20 protein-coding genes and 1 riboswitch are annotated in these 22,641 nt (G+C 68.8%); of the genes, 11 read left to right on the top strand and 9 right to left on the bottom strand.

Annotation, left to right across the window (positions count from 1 at the left end; translation table 11 throughout):
* The first annotated feature begins 18 nt into the window (after positions 1-18).
* A complete protein-coding gene (locus tag AC5Y4Q_RS12625) occupies positions 19-342 on the top strand; it encodes a putative quinol monooxygenase (RefSeq protein ID WP_064923500.1) in 324 nt (107 codons plus the stop codon).
* On the opposite strand, the gene AC5Y4Q_RS12620 is transcribed toward AC5Y4Q_RS12625, so the two are convergent.
* Positions 339-1,043, bottom strand: a complete 705-nt coding sequence (locus tag AC5Y4Q_RS12620) for a guanylate cyclase (protein WP_499959170.1) — start codon at positions 1,041-1,043, stop codon at positions 339-341. The genes AC5Y4Q_RS12625 and AC5Y4Q_RS12620 overlap by 4 nt on opposite strands.
* An 11-nt stretch (positions 1,044-1,054) precedes the next feature.
* Between AC5Y4Q_RS12620 and AC5Y4Q_RS12615 the strand changes: the two genes are divergently transcribed.
* On the top strand, positions 1,055-1,216 hold the full coding sequence (locus AC5Y4Q_RS12615; protein ID WP_109535731.1) for a hypothetical protein: 162 nt from the start codon (positions 1,055-1,057) through the stop codon (positions 1,214-1,216).
* Here AC5Y4Q_RS12615 and AC5Y4Q_RS12610 read toward each other — a convergent pair.
* Complete coding sequence (locus AC5Y4Q_RS12610) at positions 1,213-2,037, bottom strand: adenylate/guanylate cyclase domain-containing protein (RefSeq protein WP_125224721.1); 825 nt, start codon at positions 2,035-2,037, stop codon at positions 1,213-1,215. The genes AC5Y4Q_RS12615 and AC5Y4Q_RS12610 overlap by 4 nt on opposite strands.
* Positions 2,038-2,886 (bottom strand): alpha/beta fold hydrolase, encoded by an 849-nt coding sequence (locus AC5Y4Q_RS12605; protein WP_499959167.1) that lies wholly within the window; start codon positions 2,884-2,886, stop codon positions 2,038-2,040.
* A 25-nt stretch (positions 2,887-2,911) separates the two neighbouring features.
* Here AC5Y4Q_RS12605 and AC5Y4Q_RS12600 point away from each other — a divergent pair, with 25 nt between their 5' ends.
* Genes AC5Y4Q_RS12600 through AC5Y4Q_RS12580 form a run of 5 tightly spaced genes read left to right on the top strand, consistent with a single transcriptional unit; the run spans position 2,912 to position 6,547 of the window.
* Positions 2,912-3,415 (top strand): Rv1363c family protein, encoded by a 504-nt coding sequence (locus tag AC5Y4Q_RS12600; protein WP_499959165.1) that lies wholly within the window; start codon positions 2,912-2,914, stop codon positions 3,413-3,415.
* Complete coding sequence (locus AC5Y4Q_RS12595; RefSeq protein WP_064923509.1) at positions 3,412-3,885, top strand: hypothetical protein; 474 nt, start codon at positions 3,412-3,414, stop codon at positions 3,883-3,885. Before AC5Y4Q_RS12600 ends, AC5Y4Q_RS12595 begins: the two co-directional genes overlap by 4 nt.
* 10 nt (positions 3,886-3,895) lie before the next feature.
* Positions 3,896-4,786, top strand: coding sequence for an alpha/beta fold hydrolase (locus AC5Y4Q_RS12590; RefSeq protein ID WP_499959163.1), 891 nt, complete (start codon positions 3,896-3,898; stop codon positions 4,784-4,786).
* Positions 4,786-6,024 carry a WS/DGAT/MGAT family O-acyltransferase gene (locus AC5Y4Q_RS12585; protein WP_499959161.1) on the top strand — a complete coding sequence of 413 codons (1,239 nt, stop codon included), beginning with the start codon at positions 4,786-4,788 and terminating at the stop codon, positions 6,022-6,024. The genes AC5Y4Q_RS12590 and AC5Y4Q_RS12585 overlap by 1 nt, the downstream gene beginning before the upstream one ends.
* A 10-nt stretch (positions 6,025-6,034) precedes the next feature.
* The gene (locus tag AC5Y4Q_RS12580) at positions 6,035-6,547 is read left to right on the top strand and encodes a DoxX family protein (protein WP_064923515.1); all 513 of its coding nucleotides are present in this window, start codon (positions 6,035-6,037) and stop codon (positions 6,545-6,547) included.
* Here AC5Y4Q_RS12580 and AC5Y4Q_RS12575 read toward each other — a convergent pair.
* Complete coding sequence (locus AC5Y4Q_RS12575; RefSeq protein ID WP_064923517.1) at positions 6,517-7,956, bottom strand: short-chain fatty acyl-CoA regulator family protein; 1,440 nt, start codon at positions 7,954-7,956, stop codon at positions 6,517-6,519. The genes AC5Y4Q_RS12580 and AC5Y4Q_RS12575 overlap by 31 nt on opposite strands.
* A 119-nt stretch (positions 7,957-8,075) precedes the next feature.
* Between AC5Y4Q_RS12575 and prpD the strand changes: the two genes are divergently transcribed.
* The 3 genes from prpD to AC5Y4Q_RS12560 are packed head-to-tail and all read left to right on the top strand — an operon-like array spanning position 8,076 to position 11,619.
* The gene (gene prpD, locus AC5Y4Q_RS12570) at positions 8,076-9,590 is read left to right on the top strand and encodes a 2-methylcitrate dehydratase PrpD (RefSeq protein ID WP_064923519.1); all 1,515 of its coding nucleotides are present in this window, start codon (positions 8,076-8,078) and stop codon (positions 9,588-9,590) included.
* A 17-nt stretch (positions 9,591-9,607) separates the two neighbouring features.
* Positions 9,608-10,504: a methylisocitrate lyase gene (prpB, locus tag AC5Y4Q_RS12565; RefSeq protein ID WP_419179713.1), complete on the top strand. Its 897-nt coding sequence runs from the start codon at positions 9,608-9,610 to the stop codon at positions 10,502-10,504.
* Positions 10,501-11,619 carry a bifunctional 2-methylcitrate synthase/citrate synthase gene (locus tag AC5Y4Q_RS12560; RefSeq protein ID WP_064923523.1) on the top strand — a complete coding sequence of 373 codons (1,119 nt, stop codon included), beginning with the start codon at positions 10,501-10,503 and terminating at the stop codon, positions 11,617-11,619. Before prpB ends, AC5Y4Q_RS12560 begins: the two co-directional genes overlap by 4 nt.
* Here AC5Y4Q_RS12560 and AC5Y4Q_RS12555 read toward each other — a convergent pair.
* Positions 11,606-12,073, bottom strand: a complete 468-nt coding sequence (locus tag AC5Y4Q_RS12555; RefSeq protein WP_131809615.1) for a hypothetical protein — start codon at positions 12,071-12,073, stop codon at positions 11,606-11,608. The genes AC5Y4Q_RS12560 and AC5Y4Q_RS12555 overlap by 14 nt on opposite strands.
* Before the next feature lie 127 nt (positions 12,074-12,200).
* Here AC5Y4Q_RS12555 and AC5Y4Q_RS12550 point away from each other — a divergent pair, with 127 nt between their 5' ends.
* Positions 12,201-13,946 carry a DUF3556 domain-containing protein gene (locus AC5Y4Q_RS12550; RefSeq protein ID WP_064923527.1) on the top strand — a complete coding sequence of 582 codons (1,746 nt, stop codon included), beginning with the start codon at positions 12,201-12,203 and terminating at the stop codon, positions 13,944-13,946.
* Here the strand turns inward: AC5Y4Q_RS12550 and AC5Y4Q_RS12545 are convergent.
* The 4 genes from AC5Y4Q_RS12545 to AC5Y4Q_RS12530 all read right to left on the bottom strand — a co-directional run bounded on the left by AC5Y4Q_RS12545 (position 13,933) and on the right by AC5Y4Q_RS12530 (position 22,553).
* The gene (locus AC5Y4Q_RS12545; protein ID WP_064923528.1) at positions 13,933-14,811 is read right to left on the bottom strand and encodes a crotonase/enoyl-CoA hydratase family protein; all 879 of its coding nucleotides are present in this window, start codon (positions 14,809-14,811) and stop codon (positions 13,933-13,935) included. The two genes, AC5Y4Q_RS12550 and AC5Y4Q_RS12545, sit on opposite strands and share 14 nt — an antisense overlap.
* Before the next feature lie 65 nt (positions 14,812-14,876).
* Positions 14,877-18,908, bottom strand: coding sequence for a cation-translocating P-type ATPase (locus AC5Y4Q_RS12540; protein ID WP_499959157.1), 4,032 nt, complete (start codon positions 18,906-18,908; stop codon positions 14,877-14,879).
* Between the two features lie 309 nt (positions 18,909-19,217).
* Positions 19,218-21,503: a 5-methyltetrahydropteroyltriglutamate--homocysteine S-methyltransferase gene (metE, locus tag AC5Y4Q_RS12535; RefSeq protein ID WP_499959155.1), complete on the bottom strand. Its 2,286-nt coding sequence runs from the start codon at positions 21,501-21,503 to the stop codon at positions 19,218-19,220.
* Between the two features lie 134 nt (positions 21,504-21,637).
* A riboswitch (cobalamin riboswitch) is annotated at positions 21,638-21,838 on the bottom strand.
* 46 nt (positions 21,839-21,884) lie between these two features.
* Positions 21,885-22,553 carry an SDR family oxidoreductase gene (locus AC5Y4Q_RS12530; RefSeq protein WP_499959153.1) on the bottom strand — a complete coding sequence of 223 codons (669 nt, stop codon included), beginning with the start codon at positions 22,551-22,553 and terminating at the stop codon, positions 21,885-21,887.
* Between the last annotated feature and the right edge of the window lie 88 nt (positions 22,554-22,641).

Below are 22,641 nucleotides of genomic sequence, written 5' to 3'. Positions count from 1 at the left end.
AGGCGGTAGGGAGCAAGGGTGATCTTCATCGTGGTCAAATTCCAGACCAAACCGGAGTGGGCCGAGCGCTGGCCGCAGCTGGTCGCGGAGTTCACTGAAGCCACCCGGGCCGAAGAAGGCAACCTGTGGTTCGAGTGGTCCCGCAGCCTGGACAACCCATGCGAATACGTGCTGGTCGAAGCGTTCCGCGACGGCGACGCCGGCAGTGCGCACGTCAACAGTGAGCACTTCACACGGGCGATGGCCGTCATGCCGCAGGCGCTGGTGTCGACGCCGAAGATCATCAGCCAGCAACTCGACGCCACGGACTGGTCGCGGATGGGCGAACTGACCGTCGACTAGGCCACGACGACGATCTCGCGGCCCAGGTGGTAGCCGCGGGTCAGCGGCAGGATGTCGCCGCTCCAAAACGACCCCGGGTCGAACCAGTTCGAGCTCTTGTCGGTCGACAGCAGTCCCATCTCCTGGTAGGTGATGGCCACCGTCTCGGCGCAGTAGGCGGTTTGCAGCGCGACCTTGCTTCGGTGCGCCTTGCGGCGCCGGGTGGCTTCGCGGACCTTGCGGTCCAGCACCGGAATTCCGCGGGTCCAGTCCGCCGCGGTCGGCAAGCGGCCGCGGAGCCAGCGGCCGGTCAGCCGGGCCGTGGTAGGAAACGCGGTGCCGTCCATCCGGGCGATAACCTGCAGCAGTCGGTCTTCTTGTTCGCGGGTGACGGTTCCACTGAGCTGACGGAACCAGCAGCGCTGCTGATAGCGGCCCATCCACTGTTCGACCGCGGCCCGGGCATCGTTGAGCTGCACCCCTCGGTGGAAGGTGGCGGTCCAGAAGTCGAGCAGCTTGTCGCCGAGTTCGGCATGCCAGAGCAGTGGGGGCAGGTCGTCGAGGGCGACCGTCATGCCGACGTGGTTCACCGGGGCGTTGGACACGGTCTGGATGGCGCGGTCGGGGCCGGAGCGGCCGCGGAACAGCCAGATGTCGCCGGTGCGGGTTTCGGCCAGCGCACGCTCCAACGTCACGGAGTGTTCGTCCACGCTCAGCACCATAAAGTGTGAGCGTGCGCAGCATCTGGAAATGGATCGGCCTGGCGGGCGTGGTCGGGGTGGCCGCCGGGGGAGTGCTGGTGGCGCGGGATCAGCGCCGCCGACGGGCCTACACCCCCGACGAGGTCCGCGCCCGGCTGCATCAGCGGCTGGCCGAGGCCGGCGACTCGGTCTAGTCGGCGACGTCGACCGCGTAGAGGCGGTGGGTGCCGGCGAAGCCCTTCAACTCGGCGTCGCGGCCGGCGCCGACAGCGATGTCGTCGCACTCCTTGACCGCCTCGCGAACTGGGCCGCTGATGAGGATCTGGGCGCCGTCGGCGGCGGCGGCCACCCGCGCGGCCATCGCCACGTTACGCCCGAACAAGTCGTCGCCGCGGCGCACCGAGCGGCCCATGTGCACTCCGATGCGGACCCGGATCGGGTGCGCCGGTTTGCGGCCGCGCCGCTGCTGCAGTGCCCGTTGGATATCGATGGCGCAGCGCACCGCCTGCTCGGGCTCCGCGAACGCGATCATGTAGCCGTCGCCCTGGTTCTTGACCACATGACCGCCGCGCACGCGGACCGTGCGTTGCACCATCTCGTCGTGCCGAGCGATCAGCTTCACCCAGGCCCGATCGCCGATGCGTTCGTTCAGCGCGGTGGACTCCTCGATGTCGGTGAACAAGATCACCACGTGCCCGTCCGGGGTGAGCCGGGCCAGGTCGGGGCGTTCCACCTCGGCCCAGTCGGCGAGGTCCTCGATCGATGAGCGTACGGCCGCCCCGAATCCCTGCTTGCGCACCAGGTTCGCGGTCTGCCATACGGTTTTGACGGCCTCCCGACCGCCGGTCAAGAGCAGGTTGCGAGTGTCGACCCGCTGTCGCAACGCCTCGGCCTCGGCGCGGGCCCCGCGCAACTGTCGGCTCAGCACCACCACAGCGACGGCTTCGCCGACGACCACCGCCGCCAGCGCACCGACCACGAGCAGCGTCGGCGTCAGCCACCCGATCCCGAACATTCAGCCGGACACGAACTCGACGACGGCCGCGCTGAAGGCATCGTTGTCGTCACCGGCCGCGGTGTGCCCGGCCTCGGACAATTCGACGAAACGCGCATGAGGAACCTTGGCCAGGAAGTCTTGAACACCGTGGGCGCTGACCACGTCGGAGAGCTTGCCCCGGATCAGCAGGATCGGGATCTGCAGGCCGATAGCGGCCGCCTCGATCTTCTCGGTGCGCAGCGCCGGATCGTCCCCGGGTTTGGTCATCAACGCCGGATCCCAGTGCCAGTACCAGCGGCCCTCCCGGAATCGTAGGTTCTTCTTCAGCCCTTCGGGACTGCGCGGTTTGGTCCGGTGCGGCAGGTACTCCGCCACCGCGTCGGCGGCCTGCTCAAGCGAGTCGAAGCCGTCGATGTGGCTGAACATGAAGTCGCGGATCCGAGCGCTGCCCTGCTTCTCGTAGCGCGGCACCACATCGACCAGCACCAGCTTGACCACCCGCTGCGGGCCGAGCTGATCGGCGACCAGGATCCCGGTCAACCCGCCCATGCTCGCCCCGATCAGCACCACCGGCCGGCCGATCGCGTCGATCACCGCGCCCGCATCGGCGGCCAGCATCTCGATGGCGTAGTCGGCGCCGGGCGCGCGGTCGCTGTCGCCGTGGCCGCGGGTGTCGAGCGCGACAACGTGATAGCCCCGGTCGGCCAGGATCTGACCGGTCTTATGCCAGGAGTGCCGATTCTGGCCGCCCCCGTGCAGCATCACGATCGTCGGGGCGGTGTCAGCAGCGACACCCCGGTTCCATTCGTCGGCGACCAGCGTGACGCCGCCGACGCCGTCGAATTCGACGGTCTGGGCTGTGCTCATCAGGAGATGGTAGACAGAGTGAATCATGGAGGGTGAAGACATCGCCGACGCCGGGCAGCGTCGGGCACTGATTGCGGGTCTGATCGGGGTGGTGATTTCGGCGGGCCTGCTCGGCTGGCTCGGTTTCCGTGCCGAGGCGGCCCACAGCGCCGCCACGCAGCGGGAGATGTTCCTCCAGGCGGCCCGCCGGACGGCGCTCGACCTCACCACGGTCGACTACCAAGACCCCCAGGGTGATGTGCAGCGCGTCCTGGATTCGGCGACCGGCGAGTTCTACGAGCGGTTTGCCAAGCGGGCCCCGTTGCTGATCGAGACGGTCACCCGGGAGCGCTCGCAGGCGGTCAGCGCGGTGAGCGAGGCGGGTCTGGAATGGCAGTCCGGGGACGAGGCGCAGGTGCTGGTGGCCATCAGCGTCGCGTCAAAGCATCTGGGCGGTCTCGATCTGCGGCCGCATGAGCTGCGGATGCGGCTGACGGTGCAGCGGATGGGCAAGCAGGCCAAGGTTTCCGACGTCGAGTACGTGACATGAGGCGGCTGGTCTACGGGGTGCTGCCGGGGCTGATCCTGGCCATGACGGCAGCGGCCGGGTGGTTGAAGTGGTACGAGGGGTCAATCCGCGCCGACGAAGCAGCCAATGCCGAAACCATCAGGGCAGCAACCGAATACACGATCCGGATACTGTCGTTTACCCCCGACACCATCGAGCGCGACCTGGCCGGTGCGCAGCAGTCGATGACCGCCGGCTTCCGGGCGGAGTTCGCGGCGCGGGCCCGCGAGCAGATCATCCCCGACGCCCAGGCGCGCAAGGTCACCGCGATAGCCGAAGTTCCCGGAGCGGCGTCGGTATGGGCCACCCGCGATCACGCCGCGGTGCTGGTCTTCGCCGACCGCGTCGTCACGGTGGGATCGGCCGAGCCGGCCGAGGTCGCATCGAGCTACCGGGTGGCATTGGACAAAGTCGACGGCCGGTGGCTCGTCGCGGATTTCGAGCCGGTCTGAGGGGTGGACGATGAGTGAACCGCGGTGGATCGACGTGACGGTACCCCCGGTGGCACTCAAGGCGCTGAGCTGGGGAGAGCCGGGCAACCCGGTCGCGTTGTGTCTGCACGGATTTCCCGACACCCCCTACGGCTGGCGGCGGGTGGCGCCCCGACTGGCCGCGGCCGGTTGGCATGTGGTGGCGCCGTTCATGCGGGGGTACGCCCCGTCGTCGATCCCCGACGACGGCAGCTACCACGTCGGGGCGTTGATGGACGACGCGCTGCGGGTCTACGACACCGTGGGCGGGACCGGACGCGATGTGGTGATCGGTCACGACTGGGGCGCGCTCACGGCCACCGGTTTGGCCGCCCTGCCCGACAGCCCGTTCGCCAAGGCGGTGATCATGTCGGTGCCCCCGCCGGCGGCGCTTCGCGCGGTGGGGGCAGCGGACGGGATCGTTCTGGCCGGCCATCTGCCGGCGCAGCTGGTGCGTAGCTGGTACATCGGCTACTTCCAACTGCCGTGGCTGCCGGATCGGTCCGCCTCGTGGGTGCTGCCGCGGCTATGGCGGCGCTGGTCACCCGGTTATGACGCCGAGGAGGATCTGCGGCACGTCGACGCGGCGATCGGGACGCCGGAGGGCTGGCGGGCGGCGCTGGGACCGTACCGGGCCCTGCGCAGTGTGCAGGTGCCGGATCGCTACGCCGATCTGCACCGGCACTGGCTGCAGCTGCCGCGGTTGCCGATCCTGTACCTGCACGGGCGCACCGACGGCTGCATGTCACCGGCCTTCACCCGATGGGTGGGCCCGGCACTGGCGGACGGCAGTACCGCGGCCGTGATCGAGCATGCCGGGCATTTCCTGCAACTCGAGCAGCCCGACGAGGTGGCCGAGCGGGTGCTGCAATTCTTGACCTGATGCGCGGGCGCCGGATGGCCGCGGTCGACGCGCAGTTCTACTGGATGTCGGCGAAGATCCCCAGCGACCAGTTCCTGCTCTACGCCTTCGCCGGGGTGCCGGCCGACCTCGACGGCGCCATCGCGGAACTGCTCGCCCGGGCCCGGCAGAGCCCGGACCTGAGCATGCGGGTCCAGGACGCCGGTGCACTGCGCTACCCGCGGTGGGTGCCGACGCTGGACCACCTTGGCGCAGTGCGGCATCGGGCCCGCGACGACAGCTGGGCCGGTTGCCTGGACGCGGTGGTGCAGCTCATCGACGACCAGCTCGACGCCCGGGCGGCACCGTGGCGACTGCACGTGTTCGCTCCGGTGCACGACATCCCCGGCCACCGCGAAGCGGGCACGGTGGCGGTGCTGCAGATCGCCCATGCCCTCGCCGACGGTGGCCGGGCCTCGGCGCTGGCGGCGTGGCTGTTCGGGCGCGCAACGCCGGTGAGCGCGGTGGACGCCCCGGTGCGCGGTTTTCTGCCCTGGCGCGCTGTCGCCGCGGCCCGTACGCACCGCGCACGCGTCGACGACACCGCAGCCGGGCTGTTGCCGCCTCCGGTCGGAGACCGGCCGCTGCTGGCCACCAACAACCGGCCCGCCGGGGCCCGCGCAGTGCGCACCCTGGTGCGCCGCCGTGACGAACTGGGTGGGCCCACCGTCACCGTGGCGGTGCTGTCGGCGGTGTCCGCGGCGCTGTCGCAGTATCTCGATGGGCAATGCGATGCCCTGGGCGCCGAGGTGCCGATGGCCAAGGCGGGTATTCGGCTGGCGCATAACCATTTCGGCAACATCCCGGTCGGGCTGTATCCGGATCTGGGCGGCGAGGCCCGCCGTGAACGGATCTGTGCCGACCTTGCCGGCGGCCGGCGTCGGGCGGCGCATCCGGCCACGGCGGCCGCCGACCGGGCGTTCGCGGCGACCCCGGCGGCGCTGCTGCGCTGGGGTGTCGAAAAGTTCGACGCGCAGGCCCGGCCGGTGCGGGTAACCGGCAACACCGTGGTGTCCAGCGTGTACCGGGGTGCGGCGGACCTGCGCTTCGGTACCGCGCCGGTGCTGTTGACCGCCGGGTTTCCCGCGCTGTCCCCGGCGATGGGTCTCACCCACGGCGTCCACGGCATCGGCGACACGGTGGTGATCAGCGTGCACGCCGCCGAATCGGCGATCAGCGAAATCGACGTATACCTACGATTACTGGATGCGTCATTGTAGGTTCGGGCTCATGGTTACTGCTGCTGATGTTGCCCTGCTGATCCTGCGCCTGGTGCTGGGCGTGACCCTGGCGGCGCACGGTTTCAACAAGTTCTTCGGCGGGGGCCGCATCCCGGGCACCGCAGGGTGGTTCGAGAGCATCGGGATGAAGTTCGGCAAATTCCAGGCGGTAACGGCGGCCAGTGCCGAGGTCGCGGCCGGGCTGGGATTGGCCGCCGGGCTGCTCACCCCGATCGCGGCCGCCGGGTTCGTCGCGCTGATGTCGGTCGCGGTGTGGACCGTGCACCGCGCCAACGGCTTCTTCGTGCTCAGCGAGGGCTGGGAGTACAACCTGGTGCTGGCCACCGGCGCCGTCGTGGTGGCGATGCTCGGGCCGGGCCGGCTGAGCCTGGATCACCAGATCTTCTGCCGCTGTTGGCTCAACGGCTGGGCGGGTCTGGCGATCTCGCTCGGGCTGGGACTGGCCGGTGCGGTCGGCCAGCTGCTCCTGTTCTACCGGCCGCCGGCCGTGACCGGCGAGTAGGGCAATCCGCTGCCGGCGTTCTCGTCGACCACGACGCGCCGGCCCAGGTACGGAAAGGCCCGCTGCGAGCATGCCGCGCGGTCGCAGATCTTGCAGCCCGCTCCGATCGGCACCACGGTGGCCTCATCGTCGAGGGCGATTCCGGTGGAGTACACAAGTTTGTCGGCGTGCGCCAGATCGCAGCCCAGCCCGACCGCGAAAGTCTTGTGCTGTCCCAGGTAGCCGCGTCCCTCGGGCGGCGTAGTGGTCGCGATCCAGAAGTACTTGCGGCCGTCGGGCATCTGCGCGACCTGGGTGATGATCCGGCCCGGCTGGCTGAACGCATCGTGCACCACCCACAACGGGCAGCTGCCGCCGACCCGGCTGAAATGAAACGCAGTGGCCGACTGCCGTTTCGAGATGTTGCCGGCCTTGTCCGTGCGCACGAAGATGAACGGTACCCCGCGCCGGCCGGGTTTTTGCAGCGTCGACAGTCGGTGGCACACGGTTTCGAACCCGACCCCGAAGCGGCGGCCCAGCAGGTCGATGTCGTAATGCAACTCTGTTGCCGATCGATGAAACTGCCGATAGGGCAACAGGAACGCACCGGCGAAGTAGTTGGCCAACCCGATCCTGGCCAGGCCGCGCGCTTCCGGGCTCAATAACGGTTCCTGTGCCACGATCTCGGACAACAGCTCGGCCTGGGTCAGCAGAGCCAGCTGGGTGGCGAGCTGGAAGGCGCGTTGGCCCGCCAACAGCCAGTGCGCGATGCGTAGCACCCGGTTCGCCGGATCGAAGATGCGCTTGGTTCCCGCCGGCAGGTCGTCGACGACTGCGACCGTGATGCCGAACCGTTCGGACATCAGTTCCGACAGCTGAACGTCCAAGCCGCCGAACCGCATTCCAGCATCGGCAAAGAGTCGCTCCGCGGCGTCGTCGAGCTCGGCGATGTAGTTGTTGCGGTCGTAGAAGAAATCCCGGACCTCCTCGAACGGCATCGGACGAGCCACAGCCTGCGCCGCGTCGCCGGACACCCGCGACCGATAGGACTCCAATTCCTCAGTGGCGCCGCGCAACCGACGGTGCAGGGTCACCAGGCTGTTGCCGATCTCGGGCATGCGCGCGACAAGCTCCTCGATCTGGCTGTCGCTCGCGGCGTGTTCGCCTGCTGCCGCGGTGAACATCTCGCGCAGGTCGGCGACCAGCCGGGCGTCGGAGTCGCCCGAGAAGTACTGCGCCGGCAGGCCGAACCGGTCGGTCAGCGTCAGCAGCACCGACACGGTGAGCGGCCGTTGGTCGTTCTCGAGTTGGTTGACGTAGCTGGTGGACAGGTTCAGCTCCCGCGCCAGCGCCACCTGGGTCAGGCCGCGTTCCTCGCGCAGGCGACGCAGCCGAGCCCCGGCGAAGGTCCGGGTGGTGGAGGGTGCCATGGCATGCAGCTTAGCGCCTGCGGTATTCGCAAGGTTTGCAAAAACACTCCCTCCGGGATGCACAAATACGCAGTAGCAGCAGGTTCCGCCAGCTACAGCCACTGCGTAGCATGTGGAATATGCAGGTACACAACGTCCGAACCCACCGCAGCGCCGAGGACTTTCCCCGCACCGAACACCTGGCCTGGAAGCTCGCGGAGCTAGCGGCCGATCCGGTCGCGGTCCCTGACGACACCACCGAGATGGTGATCAACCGGATCATCGACAACGCCGCCGTCAGCGCCGCCTCGGTGTTGCGCCGGCCGGTGACGGTTGCCCGCCGTCAGGCACTCGCCCATCCGGCCTACCCGGCGCAGCCGGGGGCGCAGGTGTTCGGTGTGCCGGGCAGTTTCTCGGCGGAGTGGGCGGCCTGGGCGAACGGGGTCGCGGTGCGCGAACTGGACTTCCACGACACCTTCCTGGCCGCCGAATACTCCCACCCGGGTGACAACATCCCGCCGCTGGTCGCCGTCGCCCAACAGCTCGGCGTCTCCGGCGCCGATCTGATCCGCGGCCTGGCCACTGCGTACGAGGTCCAGATCGACCTGGCCAAGGGAATCTGCTTGCACGAGCACAAGATCGACCACGTCGCGCACCTGGGCCCGTCGGTGGCCGCCGGCATCGGCACCATGCTGCGACTGGGCCCCGAGGCCATCTACTCCGCGATCGGCCAGGCGCTGCACCTGACCACCGCGACCCGGCAGTCCCGCAAGGGTCTGATCTCCAGCTGGAAGGCCTACGCACCGGCCTACGCGGGCAAGGTGGCCATCGAGGCGGTCGACCGGGCGATGCGCGGCGAGGGATCCCCGGCACCGATCTGGGAGGGCGAAGACGGCGTCATCGCCTGGCTGCTGTCCGGGCCCGAGCACACCTACCAGGTGCCACTGCCCGGCCCCGGTGAAGCAAAGCGCGCCATCTTGGACAGCTACACCAAGGAGCACTCGGCCGAATACCAGAGCCAGGCGCTGATCGATCTGGCCCGCCGCCTGCGTGAGCGCATCGGCGATCTGGGGCAGGTCGCAACGATCGTGCTGCACACCAGCCACCACACCCACTACGTGATCGGGACCGGCTCTGGCGACCCGCAGAAGTTCGATCCGGACGCCTCGCGGGAGACCCTCGATCACTCGGTGATGTATATCTTCGCCGTCGCGCTGCAGGACGGCACCTGGCACCACGAACGTTCCTACGCCCCGGAGCGGGCACACCGCCCGGACACCATCGCGCTATGGCACAAGATCTCCACCGTCGAAGACCCGGAGTGGACGCGCCGGTACCACTCGAGCGACCCGCGCGCGAAGGCCTACGGGGCACGCGCCGAGGTGACCTTGACCAGCGGCGAGGTGATCATCGACGAGTTGGCGGTCGCCGACGCGCATCCGTTGGGGGCGCGGCCGTTCGGCCGCAAGCAGTACACCGCCAAGTTCACCGAACTCGCCGAGGGAGTGGTCGAACCCGCCGAGCAGAACCGCTTCCTGGGGGCGGTCGAAGGTCTGGTGGGGCTCGGTGGCGGCGAATTGGGCGCGCTGAACATCCTGATCGATCCGCTGGTGCTCGACAAGGCGCCGGACACACCGAAGGGAATCTTCCGGTGAGTGGGCTGCTCGGCGCGATGACCTCGCCCGCCGCCAAGCGTGCGGCGTTTCGCGCCGGACTCGATTCTGGTCGGCTGCAACGGTTTCCGGGGGCGTTCTCGCCGCTGGTGGCCAAACTGATCGCCGAGATCGGGTTCGAGGGGGTTTATGTCTCCGGCGCGGTGCTCTCCGCCGACCTGGGGCTGCCGGACATCGGGCTGACCACACTGACCGAGGTCGCGGGCCGCGGAGCGCAGGTCGCGGCAGTCACCGACCTGCCGACGCTGGTCGATGCCGACACGGGGTTCGGCGAGCCGATGAGTGCTGCGCGCACCGTCACCGTGCTCGAAGACGCCGGCCTGGCCGGTTGCCACCTTGAAGACCAGGTCAACCCGAAACGGTGCGGACACCTCGACGGCAAAGCGGTGGTGCCGCCCGCGCAGATGGTCAAGCGCCTGCGCGCTGCGGTAGCCGCGCGCCGAGACCCGAACTTCATCATCTGCGCGCGCACCGATGCGGCCGCCATCGAGGGGCTGCCGGCCGCGATCGATCGCGCCAAGGCCTACGCCGACGCCGGGGCGGATCTGATCTTCACCGAAGCGCTGTGCGGGCCAGGTGAATTCGAGCGGTTCCGGGCCGCGGTGGACATCCCGTTGCTGGCCAACATGACCGAGTTCGGCAAGTCGGAGTTGCTGACCGCACGGCGACTGGACGAGATCGGTTACAACGTCGTCATCTACCCGGTCACGACGCTGCGCCTGGCGATGTTTGCCGTCGAATCCGGGTTGCGTGCGATCGACACGCAGGGGACGCAAACCGGTCTGCTGGACCGGATGCAACAGCGCAGCCGGCTCTACGAGTTGCTGCGCTACGCCGACTACAACGAGTTCGACTCCGAGATCTTCAATTTCACCGTCCAAGGAGGCCACCGGTGACCACCGCAGAGATCCACAAGGGACTGGCCGGCGTCGTCGTCGACACCACCGCTATCTCGAAGGTGGTGACGGAGACCAACTCCCTGACCTACCGCGGCTACCCCGTGCAGGACCTGGCCGCGCGTGTGAGCTTCGAGCAGGTCGCCTACCTGTTGTGGCACGGTGAGCTGCCGACCGATGCCGAATTGGCGCTGTTCTGTCAACGGGAGCGGGCCGCTCGCCGGGTGGACCAGTCACTGCTGTCGCTGGTGGCCAAACTCCCCGACAACTGCCACCCGATGGACGTGGTGCGCACCGTGATCAGCTACCTCGGCGCCGAGGACCCCGCCGAGGACGACAGCGCCGAGGCGGCCAATGCCGCCAAGGCCCTGCGGATGTTCGCGGTGTTGCCGACGATCGTCGCGGTGGACCTGCGCCGCCGGCGCGGCCTGGCCCCGGTGGCGCCGCACAGCCACCTCGGCTACGCCGAGAACTTCCTGCGGATGTGCTTCGGGGAGGTCCCCGACCAACTGATCGTCTCGGCGTTCGAGCAGTCGATGATCCTCTACGCCGAACACGGGTTCAATGCGTCGACGTTCGCCGCCCGGGTGGTCACCTCGACCCAGTCCGACATCTACAGCGCGGTCACCGCCGCGATCGGTGCCCTCAAGGGTTCCCTGCACGGCGGCGCCAACGAGGCGGTCATGCACGACATGATCGAGATCGGTGAGCCGGCCAAGGCCGCACAGTGGCTGCACGGCAAGCTGGCCCGCAAGGAGAAGGTGATGGGATTCGGCCACCGCGTGTACAAGCACGGCGACTCGCGGGTGCCGACGATGAAGCGGGCGTTGGACCGGGTCGCCGCAGCTCGGGACGGCGGGCGCTGGATGGAGATCTACCAGGTGCTGGAAACCGAGATGTTCGCCGCGACCGGGCTCAAGCCCAATCTCGATTTCCCCACCGGCCCGGCGTACCACCTGATGGGGTTCGACATCGCGATGTTCACCCCGCTGTTCGTGATGAGCCGGGTGGTCGGGTGGACCGCGCACATCATCGAGCAGACCGCCGCCAACGCGCTGATCCGCCCGTTGAGCGCCTATACCGGCCAGGAGCAGCGCGCACTCAAAGTCGGCTGAGTCCGGACGACGGTCCGGCCAGGTCGCAAAACGCTGGCATTCCGGCCAGTCGGCTGCCACGCGCGGCCCGAATGCCGGCGCCACCGACGACGATGCCGGTGCCGATCTCGGCGACAGCGCTGAACCAGGAGAACCACATGACATTGATGTGCGGCAGGGAGATGAAGCTGTCCTGAAAAGCCGGCCAGAACGTCGGCAGCAGGTGTGCGTAGGTGAACAGAAGCGCACTGCCGAAGCCGACGAAGGCGGCCAGCCGTGGCGCCAGCGGGTGACGCCGAAGCACCATCGCGACCGCGGCCACGACGAACACGCCCTGCACCGTGCCGCCGACCATGACCGCCGGTGGTGACGCCGACATGCCGCGGCGCAGATGGTCCAGCCCGTGGACGGCGAAGCCGATCGCGAAAGCAACTGCGGCCCACCGGAGAAGCCGATCCGATGTCTGATCACTCATCATGGTCACCGTCCTGAGGTAGGTACGGATGGGGAGGGCCCGTACCACCCTTACTACTACTGTGCGTAGTAGCAGTCAAGAGCCGGTTTCCGCGCGGGCATCTAGAACACGTTCTAATCTGACGATCATGGGATTTCTCAAACAAGACACCCCGCAGATCGACTTCGAGGAGTGGAGCAAGGGCACTCGGGCGGAGCGGATCGTCCCGATGGCCCGGCACTGGGCCGAGGTCGGCTTCGGCACCCCGGTGCTGCTGCACCTGTTCTACGTGGTCAAGATCGGGCTGTACATCCTGGGCGCGTGGTTGATCGCGCTGAGCACCGCCGGCATCGACGGCTTCACCGATGTCGCGCACTGGTACGCCGAGCCGATCGTGTTCGAGAAGGTCGTGCTCTACACCATGCTGTTCGAGGTGATCGGCCTGGGTTGCGGGTTCGGCCCGCTGAACAATCGGTTCTTCCCGCCGATGGGCTCGATCCTGTACTGGCTGCGGCCCAACACCATCCGGCTGCCGCCGTGGCCGAACCGGATACCGCTGACCGCCGGTGACCGGCGCACCCCGATCGACGCGCTGCTCTACGGCGCGCTGCTGGTGCTGTTGCTGATCGCGATCTTCTCCGACGGCACCGGACCCGTCCCGGCGCTGGGCACGACGGTCGGGGTGCTGCCAACGTGGCAGATCTGGGCGGTGCTGGGCGTGCTGGCGGTGCTGGGCCTGCGTGACAAGGTCATCTTCTTGGCCGCCCGCGGCGAGGTGTACGCCTCCTTCACCGTCGCCTTCCTGTTCACCGGCTACGGCGTGGACATGATCCTGGGTGCCAAGCTGGTGTGCCTGGTCATCTGGCTGGGTGCCGCGACGTCGAAACTGAACAAGCACTTCCCGTTCGTCATCTCCACCATGATGAGCAACAACCCGCTGTTTCGGGCGCGGTCGATCAAACGCAAATTCTTCGAACACTTCCCGGACGATTTGCGGCCGGGCCGGCGCTCGCGCTGGCTGGCGCATTTTTCGACGTTCATCGAGGGGCTGGTGCCGCTGGTGCTGTTCTTCAGCCACGGCGGCTGGCCTACCGCGATCGCTGCGTTCGTCATGCTGTGCTTCCACTTCGGCATCCTGTCGGCGATTCCGATGGGCGTGCCGCTGGAATGGAACGTCTTCATGATGTTTTCGGTGCTGGCCCTGTTCGTCGGCCACTCCTCGATCGGCCTGGGTGATCTGACGACGCCGCTGCCGATACTGCTGTTCGCCGTCGTCGCCGGAACCGTGGTGCTCGGAAACCTGTTCCCCCGCAAGGTGTCCTTCTTGCCCGGCATGCGCTACTACGCGGGCAACTGGGACACCACGCTGTGGTGCATCAAGCCGTCCGCCGACGCGAAGATCGCCAACGGGATCGTGGCGATCGCCAGCATGCCCGCCGCCCAGCTGGAGAAGTTCTACGGCAGCAAGGAGGCTGCCCAGATCCCGATGTACATGGGGTATGCGTTCCGGGCCTTCAACACTCACGGCCGGGCGCTGTTCACCTTGGCGCATCGCGCGATGGCCGACCAGAACGAGGACGACTACGTCCTCACCGACGGCGAGCGGATCACCAGCACCGCGATCGGCTGGAACTTCGGCGACGGACACTTCAGCAACGAGCAGCTGATCGCCGCATTGCAAAAGCGGTGCGGGTTCGAGCCGGGGGAGGTGCGGGTGGTGATCCTCGATGCGCAGCCGATCCACCGGCAGACCCAGCGCTACCGGCTGGTGGACGCCGCCACCGGGGAGTTCGAGCGCGGCTATGTGCGGGTGGCCGACATGGTGACCCGCCAGCCGTGGGACGACGACGTGCCGGTGCACGTCGAGTCGAGCGACGCGGTTACGCGGGGTTGACCCACTCGGCGTAGAACGGCGGCATCTCCGATGCCCGGGAGGTGAACCGGGGGTCGCGTTTTTCCAGGAAAGCCCGCACGCCGTCGGCGCCGTCGCCGATGCTGGTGTAGAACATGGCCAGCGAATCCACCCGGTGCGCCTCGACCGGGTCGGGCTGCGCGGAGTTGCGGTAGAGCATCTGGCGGATCAGCGCGAACGATACCGGTGAGCGGCCCTTGGTCCAGGCGTCGGCCAGCGCGCGCGCCTCGGCCAGCAGTGCGTCCGGCTCGTAGACCGCTTTCGCCAGCCCGCAGGCCTGAGCAGCCTCGGCGTCGAGAATGTCGGCGCGGTAGAGCAGATCCAAAGCCGTTGGCATACCGACGATGCGGGGCAGGAACCACGTCGAGCAGGCTTCCGGGGTGATGCCCAGCTTCCCGAACACCAGACCGAACCGCGCCTTGGTCGAAAACAGCCGGGCGTCCATCGCCAGCATCATGGTGGCGCCGATCCCGACCGCGGCACCGTTGACCGCGGCGATCACCGGCTTGCGGCAGCCATAGATCGCCAACGTCACCCGCCCGCCGGTGTCGCGCACCCGGGCTAGCTCCGGATCGTCGAGGTCGGCCATGTCGGCCAGGGACGGCGACTTGGACTCGTCGAGGCCGAACACGTTGCCCGAGCTGGACAGGTCCATGCCCGCGCAGAACGCACGCCCGGCGCCGGTGACGATCACCGCGCGGACGGCGTCGTCGTCGTTGACCTCGACGAAGGTGCGCTCCAACTCTTCGGCCATTTCGACGGTGAACGCGTTGAGATTGTCCGGTCGGTCCAGGTACACGGTGAGAATGCCGTCTTCGACCTCATGGCGGAGCGTGGTGAAGTCCATGACGCCGAGGCTAGTTGCACCGATCTGTTGACTCTGCCCTTGGGGGGAGATTCGCCTCACCATCCTCACGCCGCCTCGGCACGCGAGAAGAAGCGGGGCGCGATGCCCGCCGCGGTGATCGCGACCGCCGCTGATCCCAGTGCCTGAGCCCAGCCGATCGGGCCGAGCGGCGTGCATCCCATGAACTGGCTGATACCGGGAAGGCTGATCAACAGTGCCATCGCCGCGAACGAGCCGCCCGCGGTGGCCAGCACTAGCGGTGAGCGCGACTCCAGCAGGGTCTGTCCCAACTGGGTGGTCACCAGCGCGACCAGCGCCACCGTGGAGGCGCGCCGGGGAAACCCGGTGACTCGCGCCATGAACCACGCTGCAAGCGTGGCGCTGGCCGTGGTCGTGCCACGCAGCGTCACTGCGCGCAGCAGTGCTTTCTCGTCGGGCCCACGCCCTCCGAAGGGCATCGGGCGCCGGGGTTGGCTGATCGCCAGCGCGGTGGCCGGGAACGCGTCGGTCACGATGTTGACCAGTAGCAGCTGGCGGGTGTTCAGCGGGGCCTGACCGGTCAGCGCGCTGCCGACGATCGCGAACAGCGCGCCGCTGGCGTTGCCGCCCAACAGCACCGCTACCGCGGCCTGCACCCGCTGCCACAGTTGGCTGCCCTCGTTGAGGGCATCCAGCAGGGTCTCGATGCGACCGTCCAGCAGCACCACGTCGGCGGCGGTGTGGGCGGCGTCGCTGCCCTGGGCGACGATCCCGATCCCCACCGTGGCGGCCCGGATCGCGGCGGCGTCGTTGGCGCCGTCGCCGACCATCGCCGACACCTTGCCGCTGCGTTCCAGCGCCTGCACCACCTGCACCTTGTTCGCCGGGGACATCCGGGCGAATACCACCTTCTCGGCTACTGCCCGCTCCTGCTCCTTACCCGACAACGTCTCCCATTCCGTGCCGGTGATGACCTGCTCCGCGGTGATCTGCAATCCCATCTTGCGGGCGATCGCGCGGCCGGTGGTCGGGTGATCGCCGGTGATCATCCGAACGGGCACCTGCCGGCGGTGCAGCTCGGCCAGCAGCCCGGCCGACCCGGCGCGCGGGGTGTCGGAGATGCCGACGAAGCCGACCAAGGTCAAACCGTCGGCGCACTGGCGCGCCATCGCCGCCAGCTGGGCTTCGGGATCGTCAGGGTCGGCCGAAAGTGATTGCAGTTGAGCGGGACTGAGCTCACGGCGTGCTACCGCGAGCACCCGCAGGCCGTCGTCGGCCAGCTGCTCCACCACGTCGTTGATATCGGCCGGGACGCTTTCGCAGGCGGCGAGCACCACCTCGGGGGCGCCCTTGATGGTCAACTCGGGCCCGAACACCGATGCCGCGAACGGCCGTCCGGAACGGAACGGCAGATGGGCATCGGGCCCCTCGGATGCGACGGCGCCGGGCACCGGTGCAGCCGCCGTCACGATCGCGGCGTCGGTGGCGTCGACGTGGCTTTGACCCTTCGTCGACGGTGTCGCGCGGACCGCGCAACGCAGTACCTCATCGCGGGAATGATCGGAAACCGTGCGCACCTCGGTGACCCGCAACCGGTTTTCGCTGAGGGTTCCGGTCTTGTCGAAGCACACCACGTCGACCCGGCCCAGAGCCTCCACCGAGCGCGGCACCCGCACCAGCACACCGGATTTGGTGAGCCGCTGCGCCGAGGCGTGCTGAGCCAGGGTCGCCACCACCGGCATGCCCTCGGGGACGGCGGCCACAGCTACTGAAACGCCGTGCGCCACCGCCTGCTGCAGCCGGGTACCGCGCAGCACCCCCAGGGCGCTGACCAATCCGCCGGCGACCAGGCTCAGCGGCCAGGTCCGGTTGGTGATCTGGCCGAGCTGATGCCCGAGCCCGATGTCGCCGTGCCGACTGGTGACCAGATCGGCGGCGCGGCGCACCTCGGTGTCGGGCCCCACCGCGGTCACCAATGCCAGGCCGGTCCCGGCTGCCACGGTGGTGCCGGCGAAGAGCATGCAGCGACGCTCGGCCAGTTCCGCGCCCGGGGTGGCGTCGATCTGTTTGGTCACCGGCAGCGACTCACCGGTCAGTGATGCCTCGTCCACTTCCAGTTTCTCCTGCTCGATGACGCGGGCATCGGCCGGCACCACGTCGTCGGGACCCACCTCGATCAGATCGCCACGCTGCAACTGCTCGGGAAGCACCTGAACCCGTTCCCGGGTGCCGTCCGGCCGGATCGTCACCTTCCAGGCGGGTGGGATCTGGTCGGCGAGCAGTCGATTCAGCCGCAGCTCGGCGCTGAGCCGTTGGCCGGCGGCCAGGACGGCGTTGCTGGCCAGTACCGAGCCCACCAGCAACGCGTCGATCGGTGAACCCAGTATCGCGGTGGCCGTGGCGCCCAGTCCCAGCACCGGGGTCAGCGGGTCGGACAACTCGTCGCGCACCGCGTCGAAAAACTGCCAGATCGTGTGGCGCCCGGCGTTGTCGGCAGCGCGCGGCGCGAAGGTGGGCTCCGCAGACGACGCCAACGCGGCACGCACCTGCTCAACCGACATGGCATGCCACTCGTCGACCGGAACCGGTCGGGGCAGCGGCGCGTTGACCACTTTGCGGGCCGACCAGTAGCCAGACAGCAGACCCGCTGCCGCGCCCAACACCACCGGTCCAGGACCGCGGCCCCGCACGGTCGGGATCAGCAGCAGAGAACCCAACGCCGAAGCGCCGATGGACAGTTCGACACCGCGGCGGCTGGCTTCCTTGGCCGCCGGCAGCGCGTGCAGAACCCGCCACACCCCGGCCAGATCATCGACGATCAGGTCCGCGTCCAGCGGTTGCGGCTGGTCTTCGAAAGCCGGCCCGGCCTCAGACCGGATGCCCACCCCGAGATCGGCAGCCGACAATGCCTGGGCAGCCGCCGAGGAGACCACCGCGACGGTGTGGCCTTCCTGCTGATACTTGTGCACCGCGTCGAGCAGCGCGTCGTCGACCGAATCGCCTGGCATCGGCGCGATTTCGTCGAACGCGGGCCGCAACTCGCCCAGACCGGCGGAGTCATCGACGGTAATGGTCTGCACGTCGGCGCGCTGTGTCTCGGCGAGTGTGGCGGCCGCCAGCGGATGGGGTGCCGGTGCGAACAGCGCCTCGGTAGTGGGACGTGCCTTGCCGCGGCGGGTGCCGGCGACGCGGTGCCACCCGGGCTGCAGGTCGCCGGCCGCCAGCATGGCCTGGGCGCGCTCCCAGGTGGTCAGGTCCTTCTCGCCGGCACCGCGAAGCCGCACCAACCGCAGCGCTGCACTGCGCAGTATTCGCGGATCGAGAATCACCACATCGATCCGATCCAGTCGGCGCAGGCTGTCCGGGTCGACTTGCAGCGCTTCATCGTTGTTGGCCAGCCCACGGCCCAGCGTCGCCGTGAACGATTCCTGGGTGGATCGCGCGGCTTTCGGCACGGCGACCAACGCGGCGGTGCCGGCCAGGTTCGGGTCGCGACTGGCCGCGCCGACCACGGTAGCGCCGATCGCCTGGACCCAGGTGCTGCGCTGCAGGTGGTTTTCGACGGGCCCGGCCGGCGACGGCACCAGGCGGGAGGCCGACGGGGCGGCCGATCCGGTGGCGGGGCGGCCCAGTTCCGGTTCGCGCCGGGACCAGGCCCGGGCGACGGCGCGCGCTTCGGCGGCTTTGAAGGTGTTGATCGCCAGGTCCACCGCCAGGATCGACGGCGCCACGGCCAGCGCGTTGGCGGCGGTGGAGGCCGCACCCAACGCCGTGTCGGTCGCGCGCTTGCCGATTCGTTCCTCGAGCAGCCGGCGCAGCCGCGGCTGGTGGTCCAGGGCGACTACGGCGCCTTGGACACTCGCCGGCAAACGTGGGAACCGCAGGACGCGTCCGGCCAGCGCGATGCCCAGGCCGACGGCGCTGACGCCTGCCATCGCCGCGGTGGTCATCGCCAGCAAGCCGTCGCCGGGCGCGGGGGATGGACGAGGTCGTCGCCCGTCGGCGACGTCGTCGCCGTCGTCGCCGGGCGCCTCACCCACTACGTCGGTGATCGCGTCGAGTACCTCATCAGGTGCCGGTTCGGCTTCGTCGATGAGAGCGGGCATCGAGGGGGGCATCGGTCTCCTTCGCTCGGCGACCGAATCTGCTGAATTCCCAGAGAGCTTCGGTCGACATGGTCAATCGTCCGAAGGTCTCGCTCGCGAAAGTCCTGGGTCCGCTGAATGACCGGGCGGGTTGGCCCGCCGTACTGACGACCATCCACATCCGCCACAGGCGTGGCGGGTAGGAACTACTCCCCTTCGCGACCGAAGGTAGGGCCGGTAAGCAGCGGCCGGCTGAACGCCGGCGGGACCCGACCTGAAATGCCGGTGAATTACTGCGAATTCCAGCGGGTCGGGCGGTGCCGGCGCACGCGCGGCTCAGGGTCAGGACTTGATCCCAGCGTGGGTTGCTCGGGTTTTTCGGGCCGCGGCGACCATGTTGGCCAGCGAGGCGGTCACCTCGTCGGTCTTGCGGGTCTTCAGGCCGCAGTCCGGATTCACCCAGAGGCGTTGCGCCGGAACGGCATTCAGTGCCTCACGCAGCGACGCCGCCATCTCATCGGTGGACGGCACCCGCGGCGAGTGGATGTCGTAGACGCCCGGCCCCACACCGCCTGCGAACCCGATCGCGTTGAGGTCGTCGAGCACCTCCATGTGCGAGCGCGCCGCCTCCAGGGAAGTGACGTCGGCGTCCAGGTCGGCGATCGCACCGATCACCTCACCGAACTCCGAGTAGCACAGGTGGGTGTGGATCTGGGTCGCGTCGCTCACTCCCGACGTCGACAGCCGGAAGGCGCCGACCGCCCAGTCCAGGTAGGCCTGCTGGTCGGCCTTGCGCAGCGGCAGCAGTTCCCGCAGCGCCGGCTCGTCGACCTGGATCACCGCGATGCCGGCTTTCTCCAGATCCAGCGTCTCGTCACGGATCGCCAGCGCCACCTGGTTGGCGGTATCGGCCAGCGGCTGGTCGTCGCGGACGAACGACCAGGCCAGGATGGTGACCGGGCCGGTGAGCATGCCCTTGACCGGTTTGTCGGTCAGCGACTGGGCGTAGGTGGCCCATGCAGTGGTCACCGGGTGCGGCCGGGCGACATCGCCGAACAGCACCGGGGGGCGCACGCAGCGGCTGCCGTAGGACTGCACCCAGCCGTTGGCGGTGGCGAAGAACCCCTCCAGTTGCTCGGCGAAGTACTGCACCATGTCGTTGCGCTCCGGCTCGCCGTGCACCAACACGTCCAGCCCGAGTTGCTCCTGCAGTGCGATGACGTCGGCGATCTCCGCCTTCATCCGGCGGGTGTACTCCGCGGAGTCGATCTCCCCGGCGGCCAGCGCCGCCCTGGCCTTGCGGATGTCGACGGTCTGCGGGAACGACCCGATGGTGGTGGTGGGCAGCGGCGGCAGGTGCAGTCGGTCGGCCTGAGCTGCCCGCCGGGTCTCGGCGCTGCCCCGGTGGGTACCGGCGGCGGTGATCGTCGCGATCCGGCTGCGGACATCGGCGTTGTTGAGCCGCGGGTCGGATTTGCGTGACGCGACTGCGGCGTTCGATGCGTGGATCTGCTCGGCGACCGCCTCGCGGCCCTCGGCCAGGGCGCGGGCCAAACTGACCACCTCGGTCACCTTCTCGGCGCCGAACGCCAGCCAGCTGCGCAGCGCGTCGTCCAGGCCGGTCTCGGGCTCCAGCGAGTAGGGCACATGCAGCGTCGAGCACGACGTCGATACCGCGACCGCGGCCGCCGATCCCAGCACCGTAGCCAGCTTGGCCAGCGCAGCTTCCAGGTCGGTGCGCCAGATGTTGCGGCCGTCGACCACCCCGGCGACCAGAACCTTGGAGGCCAGTTCCGGCACCGCGGCAATCGAATCCGTCGAGCCGTAGACCAGATCGACGCCGATCGCCTCGACCGGCGTGGCGGCCAGTGACGACAGGGCTGCGCCCGGGTCGCCGAAATAGGTGGCGACGAGGATCGACGGCCGGTTACTCAACCCGCCCAGGCGGGCGTAGACCTGCTCGGCCAGCGCGGGGGCATCGGCGGCGACGTCGGTCACCAGCACCGGCTCGTCGATCTGCACCCACTCGGCCCCGGCCTCAGCCAGCGCGGACAGCAGCTGGGCGTAGACGTCGGTGAGCTCGTCGAGGCGGAAGATCGGCGCCGGCGACCCGTCGACGGCCTTGCTCAGCAACAGGAAGGTGATGGGGCCGATGACCACCGGGCGGGCCGGAATCCCTTGCTCAACAGCTTCTTTGAGCTCAGCAAGCACCTTGGCCGGATTCAGCGCGAACGTGGTGTCCGGGCCGATCTCGGGAACGATGTAGTGGTAGTTGGTGTCGAACCACTTCGTCATCTCCAACGGGGCGATGTCGGCGTTACCGCGGGCGGCGGCGAAGTAGCGGTCCAGTTCGTCGGCCACCCCGGCCGCCCGCGCCGGGAGCGCACCGAGCAGCACCGCGGTGTCGAGCATCTGGTCGTAGTAGGAGAACGTGTTCACCGGCACCGAATCCAGGCCGGCAGCGGCCAACTGAGCCCAGGTGTCACGGCGCAGGCCGGCGGCCACCTTCTGCAGTTCGTCCTGCCCGATCCGGCCGGCCCAGTAACTCTCGGTGGCGCGCTTGAGTTCGCGGCGCGGCCCGATCCGGGGGGAGCCGAGAACGGTGGCGGTAAACGGTTGAGCGGTCACGATGCGATCCTTCACTCCAGAGGGGTGGATCACCGCCGGCGGACGTCCAGCCCATCCGGTCTCATGCAATTTAACGCACGATAACGCTGGAAAACCAGACGCCCATTCCGCGAGGCGTTGATCCGCCGAGCGCGGCGCGCCCGGCACAACGGGCAGGTCTTCGGACTCGCAGGCGCGCACCGGGGGTGCACCTAATGGCCGTCGCTTCCCAGTCCCGAACCCGAGACCAGTGCCTGTGACGGCGGTCGTTCCTGCATACCGCTGCGGGACAGTCCCGGATTCTCACCGGGTTCCCTCTCGCGCTCCACGGAAAACCGCGTCACGCTCGATGCCGACGCCGCCGCTACCGGCGGTGTCGGCAAACCAGTTGCGTGATCGAGATTACCCGGTCGGTCGCCCCCGAAGCGCCCGCAGGGCTTCCGCAATGGGCGTCTCGCCGTCGTTGAAATCGATGGTGCGGCCAATCGTCGCGTCCTCGGTGAGGCAGGCCGCGATCACCTGGGCGACATTGCCGCGCGACGCCTGCGTTTTGTCGGCGTCGGCGCGGGTCTCGATGCGGCCCGTGGCCGGCTCTAGGGTCAGCCGGCTCGGGCCCAGCACCGTCCAATCCAGGTCGGTGGCCCGCAGGTGAGCGTCCGCGGCGGCCTTGGCCTGGGCGTACGGGAAGAACGGATCGTCTTCGGGCACACCGTGTCCGGGGCCGGCGCCGAAGTAGGACACCATCACGAACCGGCGAACCCCGGCCTGGCCGGCGGCGTTGATCACCCGGATGGCGGCATCGCGGTCCACCGCGTAGGTGCGCGCCGGATTGCCGCCGCCGGCGCCGGCGGAGAACACCACCGCGTCGTGGCCGGCCACCAGCTCGGCCAGCCCGTCGGTGTCGAGCTGCTCGATGTCGGCCACCACCGGGATCGCCCCGGTCACCGCGACCTCCTCGGCGTGGTCGGGATTGCGGAAGATCGAACTCACCTCGTCGCCGCGTTCGGTCAGGATGGGGCTGAGCAGTAGGGCGACCTTGCCGTGGCCGCCGACGATCACAATCCGCGCCATGGATTCGACGCTACGCGAGTGCTGGGAGCACCCCCGTTGCCGTCAGCAGATAGGCCCGGTTGACAATCGTCGTCAAGGACCCTCGTTG

Source organism: Mycobacterium sp. NGS16, from assembly GCF_059813225.1.
This window is presented reverse-complemented; position numbering and strand designations above follow the sequence as displayed.

What these genes read in the sequence shown, in the direction of transcription:
- AC5Y4Q_RS12605 (WP_499959167.1), bottom strand. Translation starts at nt 2,886, where the DNA reads ATGAGCACAGCCCAGACCGTCGAATTCGACGGCGTCGGCGGCGTCACG.
- AC5Y4Q_RS12600 (WP_499959165.1), top strand. Translation starts at nt 2,912, where the DNA reads ATGGAGGGTGAAGACATCGCCGACGCCGGGCAGCGTCGGGCACTGATT.
- AC5Y4Q_RS12575 (WP_064923517.1), bottom strand. Translation starts at nt 7,956, where the DNA reads ATGGCACCCTCCACCACCCGGACCTTCGCCGGGGCTCGGCTGCGTCGC.
- AC5Y4Q_RS12530 (WP_499959153.1), bottom strand. Translation starts at nt 22,553, where the DNA reads ATGGCGCGGATTGTGATCGTCGGCGGCCACGGCAAGGTCGCCCTACTG.
- AC5Y4Q_RS12585 (WP_499959161.1), top strand. Translation starts at nt 4,786, where the DNA reads ATGCGCGGGCGCCGGATGGCCGCGGTCGACGCGCAGTTCTACTGGATG.
- AC5Y4Q_RS12580 (WP_064923515.1), top strand. Translation starts at nt 6,035, where the DNA reads ATGGTTACTGCTGCTGATGTTGCCCTGCTGATCCTGCGCCTGGTGCTG.
- AC5Y4Q_RS12620 (WP_499959170.1), bottom strand. Translation starts at nt 1,043, where the DNA reads ATGGTGCTGAGCGTGGACGAACACTCCGTGACGTTGGAGCGTGCGCTG.
- AC5Y4Q_RS12590 (WP_499959163.1), top strand. Translation starts at nt 3,896, where the DNA reads ATGAGTGAACCGCGGTGGATCGACGTGACGGTACCCCCGGTGGCACTC.
- prpB (WP_419179713.1), top strand. Translation starts at nt 9,608, where the DNA reads ATGACCTCGCCCGCCGCCAAGCGTGCGGCGTTTCGCGCCGGACTCGAT.
- prpD (WP_064923519.1), top strand. Translation starts at nt 8,076, where the DNA reads ATGCAGGTACACAACGTCCGAACCCACCGCAGCGCCGAGGACTTTCCC.
- AC5Y4Q_RS12610 (WP_125224721.1), bottom strand. Translation starts at nt 2,037, where the DNA reads ATGTTCGGGATCGGGTGGCTGACGCCGACGCTGCTCGTGGTCGGTGCG.
- AC5Y4Q_RS12545 (WP_064923528.1), bottom strand. Translation starts at nt 14,811, where the DNA reads ATGGACTTCACCACGCTCCGCCATGAGGTCGAAGACGGCATTCTCACC.
- AC5Y4Q_RS12540 (WP_499959157.1), bottom strand. Translation starts at nt 18,908, where the DNA reads ATGCCCCCCTCGATGCCCGCTCTCATCGACGAAGCCGAACCGGCACCT.
- AC5Y4Q_RS12595 (WP_064923509.1), top strand. Translation starts at nt 3,412, where the DNA reads ATGAGGCGGCTGGTCTACGGGGTGCTGCCGGGGCTGATCCTGGCCATG.
- AC5Y4Q_RS12555 (WP_131809615.1), bottom strand. Translation starts at nt 12,073, where the DNA reads ATGAGTGATCAGACATCGGATCGGCTTCTCCGGTGGGCCGCAGTTGCT.
- AC5Y4Q_RS12550 (WP_064923527.1), top strand. Translation starts at nt 12,201, where the DNA reads ATGGGATTTCTCAAACAAGACACCCCGCAGATCGACTTCGAGGAGTGG.